General features: G+C 64.4%; 11 protein-coding genes. 6 read left to right on the top strand and 5 right to left on the bottom strand.

The window, feature by feature from the left end:
* From BEP01S_RS04320 to BEP01S_RS04335, 4 genes are all read right to left on the bottom strand, one after another.
* A complete protein-coding gene (locus BEP01S_RS04320) occupies positions 1-1,686 on the bottom strand; it encodes an ABC transporter permease (protein WP_174521214.1) in 1,686 nt (561 codons plus the stop codon).
* Positions 1,683-2,621 (bottom strand): ABC transporter ATP-binding protein, encoded by a 939-nt coding sequence (locus tag BEP01S_RS04325; RefSeq protein WP_083532509.1) that lies wholly within the window; start codon positions 2,619-2,621, stop codon positions 1,683-1,685. The genes BEP01S_RS04320 and BEP01S_RS04325 overlap by 4 nt, the downstream gene beginning before the upstream one ends.
* Entirely contained in the window at positions 2,618-3,292 is a 675-nt protein-coding gene (locus tag BEP01S_RS04330; protein WP_062240789.1) for a TetR/AcrR family transcriptional regulator, read from the bottom strand. The genes BEP01S_RS04325 and BEP01S_RS04330 overlap by 4 nt, the downstream gene beginning before the upstream one ends.
* A gap of 137 nt (positions 3,293-3,429) precedes the next feature.
* On the bottom strand, positions 3,430-4,764 hold the full coding sequence (locus BEP01S_RS04335; RefSeq protein WP_062240791.1) for an MFS transporter: 1,335 nt from the start codon (positions 4,762-4,764) through the stop codon (positions 3,430-3,432).
* Positions 4,765-4,950: 186 nt separating this feature from the next.
* Between BEP01S_RS04335 and BEP01S_RS04340 the strand changes: the two genes are divergently transcribed.
* Together BEP01S_RS04340 and fbaA are read left to right on the top strand one after the other, a co-directional pair.
* The gene (locus BEP01S_RS04340) at positions 4,951-6,912 is read left to right on the top strand and encodes a BCCT family transporter (RefSeq protein WP_083532510.1); all 1,962 of its coding nucleotides are present in this window, start codon (positions 4,951-4,953) and stop codon (positions 6,910-6,912) included.
* Positions 6,913-7,103: 191 nt separating this feature from the next.
* Positions 7,104-8,129, top strand: a complete 1,026-nt coding sequence (fbaA, locus tag BEP01S_RS04345) for a class II fructose-bisphosphate aldolase (RefSeq protein ID WP_062240792.1) — start codon at positions 7,104-7,106, stop codon at positions 8,127-8,129.
* A 243-nt stretch (positions 8,130-8,372) separates the two neighbouring features.
* Here fbaA and BEP01S_RS04350 read toward each other — a convergent pair whose 3' ends face one another.
* A complete protein-coding gene (locus BEP01S_RS04350; RefSeq protein WP_062240795.1) occupies positions 8,373-9,911 on the bottom strand; it encodes an alanine/glycine:cation symporter family protein in 1,539 nt (512 codons plus the stop codon).
* A 375-nt stretch (positions 9,912-10,286) separates the two neighbouring features.
* Between BEP01S_RS04350 and BEP01S_RS04355 the strand changes: the two genes are divergently transcribed.
* The 4 genes from BEP01S_RS04355 (at position 10,287) to BEP01S_RS04370 (ending at position 16,037) form a co-directional block, all read left to right on the top strand.
* A complete protein-coding gene (locus BEP01S_RS04355; RefSeq protein ID WP_062240796.1) occupies positions 10,287-11,921 on the top strand; it encodes an ABC transporter substrate-binding protein in 1,635 nt (544 codons plus the stop codon).
* A 140-nt stretch (positions 11,922-12,061) separates the two neighbouring features.
* Positions 12,062-13,153, top strand: a complete 1,092-nt coding sequence (locus BEP01S_RS04360) for an ABC transporter permease (protein ID WP_062240799.1) — start codon at positions 12,062-12,064, stop codon at positions 13,151-13,153.
* A complete protein-coding gene (locus BEP01S_RS04365; protein ID WP_236853216.1) occupies positions 13,153-14,214 on the top strand; it encodes an ABC transporter permease in 1,062 nt (353 codons plus the stop codon). The genes BEP01S_RS04360 and BEP01S_RS04365 overlap by 1 nt, the downstream gene beginning before the upstream one ends.
* Positions 14,211-16,037: a dipeptide ABC transporter ATP-binding protein gene (locus tag BEP01S_RS04370; RefSeq protein ID WP_062240801.1), complete on the top strand. Its 1,827-nt coding sequence runs from the start codon at positions 14,211-14,213 to the stop codon at positions 16,035-16,037. Before BEP01S_RS04365 ends, BEP01S_RS04370 begins: the two co-directional genes overlap by 4 nt.

Genomic DNA, 16,037 nt, shown 5'->3' on the forward strand with positions numbered 1-16,037 from the left:
TCACGCTGTGACCAGGTCCCGCCTCCGGAACCCGAGTATCCCCGCACCGATGAGAACCGCAGCGATCCCTGCCAGCCACAGCACGGCCTCGGCGGAGATGTCCTGGGCCGGGTATTGGCCGATATGGGTGAAGAGGGACAAATCGAGGACCGTCTTGTCGAGCTGCATCAGCCCGCCGAACAATGCGAGGACCGCCGAGGCGGCGAAGACGATCCAGCTCACGCTCATCAGCCGCGGGGCGAAGCCATAGAGCAGGTAGGCGAAACCGAGCAGTGCCCAGATCGACGGCGTCTGCGCGAGGTGCCCGAGCAGGGTCGGCCACAGCAGGGACCAATCGCCCATCGACACGGCCGCCCCGATCCCCTCGCCGAGGCCGGCCATGCCCATCAGCCATCCCGCCCCGAACAGCGTCACCACCGCCCAGGAGGTCAACCAGCCGCTGCGGGAAACCGCTGTCGAGAGCACCGGCTCCGCGTGGAACGAGGACTCTTCTGACCGCAGTCCACCAGCGGCGATGACCGCATAAGCGGCGACGATGATCGCGAAGTACAGGGCCATATAACCGAGGTAGCCGTCGACGATCCCCGACTGTCCGCCCATGATGGACAGGATCTCCGGCGGCATTCCCGCCGCACCTTCATTCATCGGCCCGGTGAACGAGCCGAACACCACGCCCATGATCAGCATGCTCAGCGACCACCAGAACAGGCCCGATGCCTGCAGGCGCAGCGCCAGACCCAAGGGCGTCGACAGCAGCAGTCCTGCCTGCGACCTGCCGAACCGTTCGGCGACGATTCCGGCACCCAGGTCACGACGCGACTGCAGTGCCACCGCCACGATGACAAGGACCACGAACAGGCCGGCCGAATACAGCAGCGGCCACCAGCGATCGAGGGTGAACGGCGCAGTCTGCTGCGCCCACCCCAATGGTGAGAGCCACGAAAGCCAGTCAAGCGAACCTCCGGAAACGTGCGACATATCGCCGATCCCACGCAGCACGAAGCTGAGCGCCAACACCGCGCCGGCCATCGATGAGGCGGCCCTGGCGAAAGCGCTCAGCTGCACCGTGACCGCAGTGACGGCCGCGAAGACACAGCCCACCGCGCCGATCCCGACCGCGAACAGCACCGTCGCCGACCACGAATCCGGTTCGGCCTGAGAGAATCCGAACGCCGCCGCCATCCCAGCAGCGAGCAGGAGATTCATGAACACCGTGAGCACAAGGGCCGCAATGAGCTGAGTATGCCGACCGGTGACCCCGGCACGGACGAGCTCGGCCCGCGCGGTCTGCTCCTCGGCGCGAGTATGCCGGGAGACCGTGAGGATCGACATCAGGGCAGCCCCGATCATGAGGAACACCCCGTACATGCCGACGATGAACCGCGGAATCGTCACCTGATCGAGCCCATATCCCGGTCCCGTGATGAGCGCCATCACCGGATTCTTCGCAAACGCCGTCATCGCCTGCAGCGAATCGCCATCCATGACCACCGCGATCGCATTCGCGAAGTACGCGGTGAGCGCAGAGAGCCCAAGCACCCAGATCGGCAGCCAGAAACGGTCCCTGCGCAGCATGAACCTCAGCAGGTGGCCCAGCCCCGCCAGGTTCCCCTCGCCGAGGCGGCCTCGCCGAACACGTTCATGTGCACCATGATGGTGGTCGGGCTTTGCGGCCAGCAGATTCATGACTCCTCCTTGCCGTAATGACGCAGCAGCAGCTGTTCGAGGGTCGGCGGGGTCGCGGTGAGCGACTCGACATCATGCTCGCCGAGCGCCCGCATAATGCTGGGCAGCTGCGCCGTATCGGCGCTGAAATGCAGTCGCGAACCTTCGCGCACGAGGTCGTGGACTCCGGCCATCTCGGCCAGGGCGGGCACATCATGTTCGAGCCCGACGGTGATTGTCGTCCGCGACAGGTGCCGCAGCTCGGAGAGGGTTCCCGTCTCGACGATGCGACCGGAGCGGATGATCGATACCCGATCGGCCAGAGCTTCGACCTGCGCGAGGATATGGCTGGACAGCAGCACCGTTCGCCCGGCCTCCTTCGCCTGCCGGATGCAGTCCTGGAACACCGCCTCCATGAGCGGATCGAGACCGGCCGTCGGCTCATCGAGGAGGAGCAGTTCGACATCCGAGGCCAACGCAGAGATGAGTGCCACCTTTTGCCGGTTGCCCTTCGAATAGGTCCGGCCCTTCTTCCGCGGATCGAGGTCGAAACGTTCGATGAGCTCATCACGTCGGCGCGTGTCGACGCCTCCGCGCAGCCGGGCGAACAGGTCGATCGCCTCCCCGCCGGTCAGTCCCGGCCACAGTTCGACATCGCCCGGTACATAGGCCAGGCGACGGTGCAGCGGCACCGCCTTCGCCCATGGATCCTCGCCGAGGAGGCGCACCGTTCCAGCGTCATGTCGCAGGATGCCGAGCAGTATCCGGATCGTCGTCGACTTGCCGGCTCCGTTGGGGCCGAGGAAGCCATGGACTTCCCCGCGAGCGACATCGAGGTCGAGTCCGTCGAGCGCGCGGACGCGACCGAAGGACTTCACGACGCCGTGAAGTGAGATCGCGGACGGTGCGGCTCCATCGTGGTCGTCCATGCGGCGGGTGCGAGTCAGGGTGCTCATGGCTCTTCTTCTCCTGAGGCGGGTTCGGACTCCCCTTGAGTGGGCTCCGGTGTGGTGTCGGGAACGGATTCAAGGACTCCGTGCAGATAGAGATCGAGCAGGTGCGGGGCGAGTCGAGTCATGGTCTCCGTCGTGTCGGCGGTGCCGAGGACGGACTTCAGCCTGTGGTCGAGCAGAGAGGGCGCCAATGCCATGACCGCGATCATCGCGGCCTGTCCGTGGGGGTCCTCGCTCTGGCGGAAGGTGTATCCGGCGAAGCCGTCAGTTATATAGGACTCGACGAGGTCGACGTAGTGGTCGAAGTACCGCTGACCGTGCTCACTGGGATCGAGCAGGGATTTGACGAGGTAGTCCACCGAGGTGGCCAGCTCGGGATCGCTGAACATCATCTGCACGGCCATCGTGGCGTATTCGGCGTTGCGTGCCTTCGCGTTCGTGATGAGGTCGAAGACGTGGTCGTCACATGCACTGCGCAGCCCGTCCTTCGACCCGAAATGGTGGATGACCAGACCGGGGGAGACCTCGGCAGCGGCAGCGATGCCGCGGATCGTCGTCTTCGTGAACCCGTGTTCGGCGAACTCTGCCACTGCGGCAGACAGGATCTTCTGCGCTGTCTCCGGCGAGGAGTTCGGAGACCGGCGAGGACGAGAGTCAGAATTGGTTGAACGCATGTTTAATATTAAACGCGCGTTCAATCTATGAAGTCAACAGTTTGGGCGAATAACGCGGGACCAAGAACTATGGGTAGGGGAGCGGGGGACCAGGGCGATGCCGGGCATCGCGGTTCCCGGTGCTGAGGAAACGGGTCTCAGCCCTCCGTGCGCGCCTGCATGGAATGCGCCGGGGCGTCGGGTCGCACCGGGATGATGAGCGCCAGACCAACAGCCAGAACGATGAGGATGCCCAGCGTTCCCGCCCGCTGGAAGCCGAAGATCGTGATCGCCAAGGCGAACATCGCGGGCCCCAGGAAGCTCACGGCTCGTCCGGTCGTGGCATAGAGGCCGAAGTTCTCCCCGGCCGACTCCGGCGGAGTGATGCGGGCCAGGAACGACCGGCTCGACGCCTGGACCGGACCGACGCAGAAGCTCAGGATCAGGGCGCAGACCCAGAACACGGCCGCCTCGGCGCTGAAGAGGATCGGCAGCCCACCTGCGATGATGACGATGAGACCGGCGATGATGACGGGTTTCGGCCCGAGCCGATCGTCGAACCACCCGGCGATCATCGCACCGGCACCGGCGGCGACGTTCGCTGCCACACCGAGGATGATGATCTCCGAAGCGGAGAACCCGTAGCTGCCGGCCGCGAGCACACCGGCGAACGAGAAGATCGCAGCCAGACCATCCCGGAACACCGCCGAGGCGATGAAGAACCGCAGTGTCTGATGCTCCGTCGACCACATCCGGATCAGCCGGCGCACGAGGGCCGCATAGTCGGCGATGAACGCCCGGATCGGGTGCCCGCCCGACGTGCCCTTGACCTTCGCTCCCGGTGCCGAGAACAGGACGGGGATCGCGAAGATTGCGAACCACACGGCGGACAGGACCGCGACGATACGGAACCGCAGTCCCTCCTCGTCGCTGGCGCCGAGGAAGCCGACCTCGGGTTGGATGACGAGGACGAGGAGGATGACGAGAAGGACCAGCCCTCCGACGTAGCCCATGCCCCAACCGAATCCGGAGACCTTGCCGACGTTGTCGGGGTGGGATATGCGGACCATGATGCCGTTGTAGGACACCTCGGCGAATTCGAAGAAGACGCTGCCCACGGCCAGGAGCAGCAGACCCAGCCACAGATAGTCGGGGGAATCGCGGACGAAGAAGAGCCCGAACATCGTGAGCACGACGATTGCCGTGTGCACGCCCAGCCACAGGCGATGCCGACCTCCGGCATCGGCCCGGGTGCCGGCGGCCGGAGCGATGACGGCGATGACGAAACCGGCCGCGGCCATCGACCAGCCCAAGGCCGAGGAGCCTGCCTCCTCGGTGGCTGCGACGGACTTCGTCAGATACGGAGCGAAGACGAAGGTGATGATCACGGCGTTGAAGGACGCCGAACCCCAGTCCCATAGAGCCCAGTTGAAGATGCGCAGGCGATTGCCCGAACCGGTTCCCGAACCGGGCGGAGTCAGAGTCGAGGCCATGAGGCCACTGTACTGAATGCAGAGTCCGAAACGAGGTCTCAATCTCGGGCTGATTCTCTCGTTCGCACTTTCATTCCCTTAAGTAATGTCTCCCGATTCCGGAACTGATGAACTCCATTCGTGACCAGGGATAACACCCCTGGCATGCGGGTTCCAGCTGAAAGTTGCCTTGAAGGTGGCTGAGGAATGGGGCAGAGTGAAGCGGTAATCCCATCATTCGATCAGGAGGACGAAGTGAGCGACTCCGACACGAACTCCCAGCCGGGTAACGGGCTCGGCCCGGGTCCAGAAGAGCAGCTGCTGTTCGGCGAACCCGACCCCGTCGAACTGCACCTGCCTGAGAAGTACCACATCGGCGAATCCGATTCCGATGACGCGATCACTCAGAAGCTGCAGCGCCAGGGAGTGCGCATCGGCAAGGGCATGATCGCCCCGCGCGTCTTCTGGCCGGCGCTGATCATCATCGTCGGCATCGTCGTATTCTCCGTGGCACTGCCCGAGGGCACCGGCAATGTCATCTCGAACATCCAGAACTGGATCGTCACTCAGCTCGGCTGGTACTACATGCTCGTCGTCGGGCTGTTCGTCGGCTTCGCGATCGTCGTCGGCTTCTCGAAGTTCGGCAAGATCAAGCTCGGCAAGGACGACGACGAACCCGAATTCGGCGTCATGTCCTGGTTCGCCATGCTCTTCGCTGCCGGTATGGGCATCGGCCTCGTCTTCTACGGTGTGGCCGAACCCCTGACCTATGCGACGACCGGACCGAAGCCCGGCTGGCCCGGCGGCGAGATCGAGAACGCCCAGATGGGCATGGCACAGACCTTCGTCCACTGGGGTCTGCACCCCTGGGCTCTCTATGCCGTGCTGGGTATGGCTCTGGCCTACGCCATCCACCGCCGCGGTCGCCCGCTGTCGATCCGCTGGGCGCTCGAGCCGCTGCTCGGAAACAAGGTCAAGGGCTGGGCCGGCGACGTCATCGACGTCATCGCGATCTTCGGCACCGTCTTCGGTATCGCCACCTCGCTGGGCCTCGGCGTCAAGCAGATCTCGGCGGGTCTCAAACACATCGAGGTCGTCGGCGACTATGGAAAACCGTTCCTCATCATCCTCATCGTTATCATTACCCTCCTCGCCACCACCTCGGTGGTCACGGGTGTGGGCGCAGGAATCAAGTGGCTGTCGAACATCAACCTCACGATGGCCGGCGTCCTGCTCGTCACGGTCCTCGTCTTCGGCCCGACTCTGTTCCTGTTCCAGAACTTCGTCGAATCGCTCGGCGTCTGGCTGGCGAACGTCCTCAACATGACCTTCGACATCGGTGCCTACTCCGGCAAGGAAGGCGCCGAATGGAACTCGAGTTGGACCCTCTTCTACTGGGGCTGGTGGATCTCCTGGGCACCCTTCGTCGGTGTCTTCATCGCCCGCATCTCCCGCGGGCGCACCGTCCGCGAGTTCATCGCAGGCGTCCTGCTCGTCCCTTCGATCGTCGGCTTCTTCTGGTTCTCCGTCCTCGGAGGAACCGGTATCTACCGTCAGATCTTCGGCTCCGGCGATCTCGTCGATCCGGATGAGGGAGTCGTCGCCGAGCGTGTCCTCTTCGACGTGCTCGGCGACCTGCCGCTGGGCTCGATCCTCTCGGTCATCGCGATCATCCTCGTGGCGATCTTCTTCATCACCTCCTCGGATTCGGGCTCGCTCGTCGTCGACATGCTCGCCTCGGGCGGTCACCCGAACCCGCCGATCTGGTCGCGCGTGCTGTGGGCGCTGATGGAGGGCGCGATCGCCATCGCACTGCTCATGGCCGGCGGGCTCACCGCCTTGCAGGCGGGGTCACTGGTCACAGCCTTGCCGTTCTCGATCGTGCTGCTGCTCGTCTGCGTCTCGACCCTCAAGGCCTTCGGCATGGAGGCCAAGCGGACGGCCGCGATCGAACGGGCCGCTCGCTACCGTGCGGTCGGTGAGCACCTGGCCGACGACTTCGACGAGTACCTGGGCGAGAAGGTCGACGAACGCATCGACTACCGCCTCAGCAGTTCGCAGGGTCTGCTTGGCAAACAGCGATCGAAGTCTGGTTCCCGAGAGACCAAGCGCGGCGTCCGCGAGGTCCCGACCCGGGAGGCGGAGACCCCTCCGGACACCGAGTCCTGACCCGCACCGAGGCGGCTCACCTCTGATGAAACCGCTCGACCGACCGGTCGAGCGGTTTCATCGTTCACGGGCCATGCCAGGGGTGGGCATCCTCGGCGAGGGAAGGTCCCGTTGGGACCTCCTGCCATGGGCAGGACGGAACGAGTAGGCTGGTGGCAGCAGAAACGGCCGACCCCGACCAAGGAGCAAGTATGCCCATTGCCAGCCCCGAAGTGTATGCCGAGATGATCGACCGCGCGAAGACCCAGGGCTTCGCCTACCCCGCGATCAACTGCACCTCCTCGCAGACGATCAACGCCGCCATCCGCGGCTTCGCCGAAGCCGGTTCCGACGGCATCGTGCAGATCTCCACGGGAGGCGCCGAATACATGTCCGGGCCGACGGTCAAGGACCGTGTGCGCGGTGCGATCGCGTTCTCCGTCTTCGCCGCCGAGGTGGCCAAGAGCTACGACGTCAACATCGCGCTGCACACCGACCACGCCCCGAAGGACGCCGTCGAAGCCTGGGTCAAGCCCCTCCTCGCCGCGTCGACCGAGCGCGTGAAGAACGGCGGCGAGCCCTACTTCCAGTCGCACATGTGGGACGGTTCGGCCGTACCCCTCGACGAGAACCTCGTCCTCGCCGAGGAGCTGCTCGAGCTATCGGCAGCCGCGCACTCGATCCTCGAGATCGAGGTCGGCGTCGTCGGCGGCGAAGAGGACGGCGTCGAGAACGAGATCAACGACAAGCTCTACACCACCGTCGAGGACGGACTGGCCACCGCGCGGGCGCTGGGCACCGGCGAGAAGGGCCGCTACCTCACGGCTCTGACCTTCGGAAACGTCCACGGCGTGTACAAGCCCGGCAATGTGAAGCTGCGCCCCGAGCTCCTCGGTGAGATCCAGGAGAAAGTCGGCGCCGAGGTCGGCAAGAAAGATCCCTTCGACCTCGTCTTCCACGGCGGCTCGGGTTCGAGCGCAGAGGAGATCGCCGAGGCGGTCCGCCACGGAGTCGTGAAGATGAACATCGACACCGACACCCAGTACGCCTTCACCCGCCCCGTCGTCGAGCACATGTTCCGCAACTACGACGGAGTGCTCAAGATCGACGGCGAGGTCGGCGACAAGAAGCTCTACGACCCGCGCTCCTACGGCAAGGCGGCGGAGAAGGCCATGGCCGAACGCGTCGTCGAAGCCTGCCAGAACCTCGGCTCGGCAGGCACCAGCCTGAAGAAGTGAGCCCTCGCAGCTGACTGAGAGCGAGACAGCGGCCGTCGCCCATATCGGGCGGCGGCCGCTGTTGTCCATGCTGAAGCAATTGATAGTGGCGAAAAGTCTGATTTCCGCCTCAGGATCAGACTTTTCGCCACTATCAAAGTGCGGAGGGTGAATGCCAAAAGGCCCGGGACGCCATTGTCCCGGGCCTCATGTGTCCCTCGTATCGGCTGACGACCTGTCGTCAGCCGATCGCAAGGGGCGGCATCAGCCCTTCGGCACTGCTTCGCCGGCCTTGAGGCGAGCCACGCGCTGATCCCAGAAGTCGGCGTTGCGCACGCCGATCTTCTCCGGCTCGAACACCGGGTCCAGGCCGAGCTTGGTCTGGCGCTCGAAGTCGCGCAGGAGCTTGAACGCCGGCTGCTGCAGGATGAGGATGCCGATGATGTTCAGCCAGGCCATCAGGCCCACGCCGATGTCACCGAGCGCCCAAGCGCTGCCCGATGCCGACATCGCGCCTACGGCGACGGCGATGAGGATGAGCAGCTGCAGCACGCGCTTGCCGACGGCGAGCACGAAGGTGTTCTTGACCTTGCCCAGCAGGTACACGAGGTTCGTCTCGGCCATGTAGTAGTAAGCGACGATCGTGGTCAGTGCGAAGAGGAAGATCGAGATCGCGATGAAGCTGGCGCCGAAGCCGTGGATCATCGAGTCGAGTCCGGCCTGCGGCCACTTCTCGCCCGGAGTCGCAGCGATCTCTTCGACCATCTGTCCGCGACCGGAGCCGATGATCGTGGTGCCGTCGGCATCGAAGACCTTGTACATGCCGGTCGAGAGGATCATGAACGCGGTGGCCGAGCACACGAAGAGGGTGTCGATGTAGACCGAGCCGGCCTGCACGAGTCCCTGCTTCGACGGGTGCGAGACCTCGGCAGCCGATGCCGCGTGCGGTCCGGTGCCCTGCCCGGCTTCGTTCGAGTAGATGCCGCGCTGGACGCCCCACTGGACGGCCATGCCGATGATGCCGCCGAAGGCCGCTTCCGGTCCGGCATCGATGCCGAAGGCCGAGGTGAACATCAGCTGGACGACCGGAACGATCTGGTCGGCGTTGATGATCGTCACGGCGATGGCCGCAATGATGTAGATGACGGCCATGAAGGGCACTGCCAGCGAAGCGAAGTGCGCGATGCGCTTGATTCCGCCGACGACGATGAAGCCCATGATGATGACGAGCGCGATGGCGGTGCCCCAGGTCGGGACGCTCCATGCGTTCTCGACGGCGCCGGAGATCGCATTGGACTGGATGCCCGGCAGCATGAAGGACATGGCGATGACGGTCACGGCAGCGAAGACCATGCCGTAGACCTTGAACAGGCCGCGGGCCTTGGTGTGGCGGTAGGCCTTCTCGATGTAGAAGGCCGGGCCGCCGCGGTACTCACCGGTGCGGGGGTCCTGTTCCTTGAAGATCTGTCCCAGGGTGGATTCGACGTAGGACGTCGAAGCGCCGAGGAGGGCCGAGATCCACATCCAGACGACGGCACCCGGGCCTCCGAAGCCGATGGCGGTGGCGACGCCGGCGATATTGCCGACGCCGACACGGCCGGCCAGAGAGATCGCGAGGGCCTGGAAGGACGAGACTCCCTCATTGGAGCTCTTGCCCCTGAACATCTGCCTGAAGATGGCTGGGATCTGGCGGATCTGAACCGCGCGGGAGCGGATCGTGAAATAGACACCCGCGCCGAGACACAGGTAGACGAGGGCGGAGGACCACACAACTCCGTTGAGCCAGTCGATGAAAGCGGACACGCTTCTCCATTCGTTCTTCCGCGCCGGGATCGCCGACACGGTGTTGCTTATCTAGCGTCTGTGCCAGAGCGCCGGCCGGCGATTCAGCGGCCAGTATCACGAGTGTTTCCCATGTGTTCTCTGTGATGCACCTCATAAGTCAAACCGATTGTCATCGGTGACGCAAATCGCGTTCGCCGACGCAGTTTCCCGTTCCGGCAAAAGAGGTTTCGCTGTGTCGGGCAGGGCCGCCTCGGCGAATTGTTGCGAAGTCATTGCGAACTGGATCACTTCATGTGGGTCAGTTCACTATTTGGGACGGGGACCGTATGATGTGGTGCGGATCTCTTCGAGCAAAGAAGACACGAAGAGCACTTTTGAAATGACAGGAACACCATGAAACGACGAACCGGTGCAAAGGCTGTGGCCATCGCCGCAGCCGGAGCTCTGCTCCTCTCCGCCTGCTCGACCTCGACGACCGGAGGAGGCGGCGGGGACGACAAGGGCGGAATGCTCACGGTCGGAACCACGGACAAGGTCGTGGCTCTCGACCCGGCTGCTGCGTACGACAACGGAAGCTCGCTCGTCGAACAGCAGATCTACCCGTATATCCTCGCCTACAAGCCGGGCACGGCCGAGCTCAACCCCTCGATCGCCGAATCGGCTGACTTCACCGAGCCGACGAAGTACGAGGTCAAGCTCAAGGACGGGCTCAAATACGCCAACGGCAACGAACTGACGTCCTCGGACGTGAAGTTCTCCTTCGACCGGCAGCTGAAGATCCAGGACCCCAACGGGCCCTCCTCGCTGCTGGGCGGACTGAAGTCCGTGGAGACCCCGGACGAGAAGACCGTCGTATTCAACCTCAAGCGCAAGAACGACCAGACCTGGCCGGGAGTGCTGGCCAGCGCGGCCGGACCGATCGTCGACGAAGACGTGTTCTCGCCCGACAAGGTCACGAAGGACCAGGAGATCGTCGACGGCAAGGCCTTCGCCGGCCCGTATACGATCGACGGCTTCAAGTTCAACGAGCTGATCACCTACAAGGCCAACCCGGACTACAAGGGCTTCATCGAGCCCGCGAAGACCGAGACCGTGCAGATGAAGTACTACTCGGACGCGAACAACATGAAGCTCGACGTCCAGGAGAACACCATCGACGTGGCCTGGCGTTCGCTCTCGGCCACCGACGTCGAGGACCTCGGCAAGAACGAGGACCTCAAGGTCCACAAGGGTCCCGGCGGCGAGATCCGCTACATCGTGTTCAACTACGACACGATGCCCTTCGGTGCGAAGACCGATGAAGCCGATGAGAAGAAGGCGCTCGCGGTCCGCAAGGCCATGGCCGACTCCGTCGACCGTCAGGCGATCGCCAGCCAGGTCTACAAGGACACCTTCACCCCGCTGTACTCGCATGTGCCCGACGGGCTTCCCGGCTCCGACGAGCCGCTGAAGGCCGAATACGGCGACGGCGAGGGCGGAGCAGACGTCGACAAGGCGAAGAAGGCGCTCAAGGACGCCGGAGTCAAGACCCCGGTCGAGCTCAAGCTGCAGTACAACCCTGACCACTACGGACCTTCTTCGGGCGATGAGTACGCTCTGGTGAAGGACCAGCTGGACAAGACCGGATTGTTCAAGGTCAAGCTCCAGTCGACCGAGTGGGTGCAGTACTCGAAGGACCGCACCGACGACGTCTACCCGATGTATCAGCTGGGCTGGTTCCCGGACTACTCGGATGCCGACAACTACCTCGTGCCGTTCTTCTACGACACGGATGAGACTCCGTCGTTCCTCGCCAACCACTACCGTGACAAGACGATGAACAAGGAGCTCAACGCTCAGTCCTCGATCGCTGATGAGGGCAAGCGCGAAGAGGCTCTGAAGAAGATCCAGGGTCAGCTGGCCGACGAACTGCCGACCCTGCCGCTGCTGCAGGGCAACCAGATCGCCGTGTCCGGCAAGGACGTCAAGGGCGTCGATGACACCCTCGACCCCGCTTTCCAGTTCCGTCTGGCACTGCTGAGCAAGTGATCACCCACACGAGGTGCAGGTGAGCCGACCGGTTCGCCTGCACCTCGTGGCGCGTTCGCGGCGAGGTCCGTACACCTGCAGTGATCCTGCCGAGGTGTCCCTTGCCGCGGGCGCATCGAAACACATCCCAAAAGGAACATATGTCTGCTGCCATCAGCGAACCAGGGGCTGAGGCCGCCGAGACTTCGGTCGCGGTCAAGAAGCCCTCGGGAGGCGGTCTGGGACGTTATGTCCTCATCCGCTTCCTCCTCATCATTCCCACCATCTTCATTCTCACCACTCTGGTGTTCTTCCTCATGCGCATCACCGGTGACCCGATCACCGCAGCGCTGGGCGGACGCCTGACGAAGGCCCAACTGGCCGAGCGCGTCCACGCAGCCGGCTACGACCGGCCGATTCTCGTCCAGTACTTCGAATACTTGGGCAACCTGCTCAAGGGTGACTTCGGCACCGCGGTCTCCGACGGGCAGCCGGTCTCGTCCATTCTGCTCAACTACGGGGCAGCGACCGTCGAACTCGTCTTCTACGCGCTCATCGTCGCGTTCATCCTCGGCATCCCGCTGGGCATGCTCGCCGCCTACCACCGTGACAAGGCCCCGGATGCGGCACTGCGTGTGCTCGCGATCCTCGGCTATGCGACCCCGGTGTTCTTCGCCGGCATGATCCTCAAGCTGATCTTCGGCGTCTTCCTGCCGATCCTGCCCGTCGCCGGCCGCGGCACTACGGAGACCGAATACATCATGTCCGGTGTCGTCGGGCCGACGAGGTTCTACCTTATCGACGCCCTGCGCATCGGCAACTTCTCCGTCCTCGGCGACGTGCTCGCCCACGCTGTGCTGCCGGCCATCGCGCTCGGCGTGCTCACCGCCGGAGTGTTCCTCCGGCTCGTGCGCACGAACCTCATCGGCACGCTCGAACAGCAGTACATCGACTCCGGCCGATCCCGCGGAATCTCCGAATACCGCCTGGTCACCAAGCATGCATACCGTCCGGCGCTGATCCCGATCATCACCGTCATGGGTATGCAGATCGCACTCATGCTCGCCGGCGCCGTGCTCACGGAGACGACGTTCGAATGGAAGGGACTCGGGTTCAAACTCGCCGAGTATCTGACCGCCCGCGACTTCGTGGCTGTGCAGGGAATCGTCGTGTTCCTCGCCGTCATCGTCGCGTTCACGAACTTCCTCGTCGACGTCATCGCCGCGTTCATCGACCCGAGAGTGAGGTACTGATGACCACTCCAGACAACCCGCAGAACCAAGTCCCGGACGAGACACCCCAGACCTTCGCCGAGGAGGCGCCCGGCTCGGGTGTCCCTGCACTGGCGTTCGATGACCGGGCCAAAAAATCCTGGTTCTCCCGCCTGCCGATCATCTCCCACCTGCGCCAGTCGGTCGGCCTGCAGCGCGGAATGCTCATCACCGGACTGGTGCTGTGCGGAATCGTGCTCATCTGCGCGATCTTCGCTCCGCTCATCGCCCCCTACGGCTTCAACCAGCTGGGCACCTCCGAGGGCAACTTCGGCTCGAAACTGCCACCCGGCGGCACTCACATCTGGGGCACGACCGTCGGCGGCTACGACGTCTTCTCCCGCGTCGTCTGGGGCGCCCAGACCGCTGTAGCCGTCATTGTCGTGGCCGTGATTATGTCGATCTTCGCCGGTGTCATCCTCGGACTCATCTCCGGCTACATCGGCGGCTGGCTCGACCGCATCCTCGTCGTCATCGCCGATGCCGTCTACGCCTTCCCGACCCTGCTGCTGGCGCTGGTCATGTCGATCGCGATCTCCGGCGGACAGTCGAGCGCGTGGGGCGGCATCGCCGCAGCCGCGTTCTCGATCACGGTCGTCTTCATTCCGCAGTACTTCCGCGTCGTCCGTGCCGAGACCTTGCGTCTGAAAGCCGAACCGTTCGTCGAATCGGCGATCGTCCTCGGTGCTTCGAAGACACGGATCATTTCCAAGCACATCTTCCGCAATGCCACACGGACCCTGCCGCTGATCTTCACACTCAACTCCTCCGAGGCGATCCTGACCCTGGCCGGACTCGGGTTCCTGGGCTTCGGCATCGAACCCACCTCGGCGTCGGAATGGGGATACGACCTCAACAAGGCACTGCCGGACGTCACGTCCGGCGTGTGGTGGACGGCGGTGTTCCCGGGCCTGGCCATCGTGCTCACGGTGCTGGGAATCACCCTGGTCGGTGAGTCGATGAACGACCTCAACGACCCGCGTCTGCGCGTGCGACGCAAAGCCAAGGTCAAGAACACCAAGCCTGCGGAGGTCTCGGCATGAGCAAGCAGAAACACGAGCAGACTGCCTCGGCGAACGGCAGCATCCTCGACGTCGACGGCCTCGACGTCACCTTCTCCACCGACGGCGGGGACGTCCACGCCGTCAAAGACGTATCGCTGAGCGTCTCACCCGGTGAGGTGCTGGCGATCGTGGGTGAGTCGGGGTCCGGCAAGACCGTGACCGCCCGGTCCATCCTCGGGCTGCTGCCGGAGACGGCACAGCGCTCCGGAGCCATCGTCATCTCCGGGCAGAACGTGCTCAGCGTCTCCGCCGATGAGCTGCGGGCCATGCGCGGCCGGGATGTGGCGATGGTCTTCCAGGAGCCGTCGACCGCGCTCAACCCCGTGTACACGGTCGGATGGCAGATCGCCGAAGGCCTGCGCGCCCACGATAGGAAGGCGAGCAAGGCCGACCTCAAGGCACGCGTCGTCACGGCCATGCAGCAGGTCGGGATCCCCGATGCCGAAAGCCGTTTCGACTACTATCCGCACCAGTTCTCGGGCGGGCAGAAGCAGCGCATCGTCATCGCCATGGCCTTGGCTCTCGGCGCGAAGCTCATCGTCGCCGACGAGCCGACCACCGCCCTCGACGTCACCGTGCAGGCGGAGATCCTCGACCTGCTGCGCGAACTGCGGGACGAGACGGGCACGGCCATCGTCCTCATCACCCACAACATGGGCGTCGTCGCCGACCTCGCCGATCGCGTGGCCGTGATGCTGCGCGGCGACCTCGTCGAGGTCTCGTCCGTCGAGCAGCTCTTCAATGATCCGCAGGAGCAGTACACGCGTGAGCTGCTCGCGGCAGTGCCGCGGATCGGGTCGACCGTGGCCGGCAGTCGCAAGGCGGCCGCCGCCGAGGCGGAACCCCGGTCCGGTGCGACCGCGGGGGATCCGTCGTCGACGGGTGAGACATCGGCCGGTGCCGGTTCACGCCGCACCGACTCAGCGGGTGAGACCTCGGCCGGGACCGCCTCGGCGAAGGGGAGGGACGCACGCGAATCGATCGTGACCGCACGCGATCTCGACATCGTCTATCCGGGCGGAATCGGCAAATCGGACTTCCATGCGGTAAAGAAGGTCAGCTTCGACATCAAGGCCGGCGAGGTCTACGGGCTCGTCGGTGAGTCGGGGTCGGGCAAGACCACGATCGGGCGTGCGATCGCGGGCCTGACCAGGGCCAGCGGCGGCAGCCTCTCGGTGCTCGGGCACGAGATGGTCGGATTCAAGGAGCGCGAGTTCTCGAAGATCCGGCGACGGATCGGGTTCGTGTTCCAGGACCCAGCGGCCTCGTTCAACCCGCACCTGACGATCGGGGAGTGCATCGCCGAACCGTTCGCGATCCACCGGCGGGAGATGAGCCCGTCCGACAGGTCGCAGCGAGTGTTCGAACTCCTCGATTCCGTGCAGCTGCCGAAGGCGTATGCGGCCCGCTATCCGCACGAGCTCTCAGGCGGTCAGCGCCAGCGGGCGTCGTTGGCGCGTGGGCTGGCGCTCGATCCGGAGCTGCTCATCGCCGATGAGCCGACCTCGGCTCTCGACGTGTCGGTGCAGGCGAAGGTGCTCGAGCTCTTCGTCGAGCTGCAGAACCGCTTCGACTTCGCGGCCCTGTTCATCAGCCATGACCTCGCCGTGGTCGATATGCTCTCCGACCGCATCGGGGTGCTCTTCCACGGTGAGCTGCTCGAAGAGGGCACGGGTGAGCAGGTGCTCGGATCACCGGACAACGACTACACGAAGCGTCTCATCGCGTCGCTGCCGGTCCCGGACCCGAAGGAGCAGGCTGAGCGCCGCGAACTGGCCAGAACCCTCCGCACCACCCCCTGA

Origin of the sequence: Brevibacterium epidermidis NBRC 14811, from assembly GCF_001570805.1 — a bacterium.
Taxonomy (GTDB): domain Bacteria; phylum Actinomycetota; class Actinomycetes; order Actinomycetales; family Brevibacteriaceae; genus Brevibacterium; species Brevibacterium epidermidis.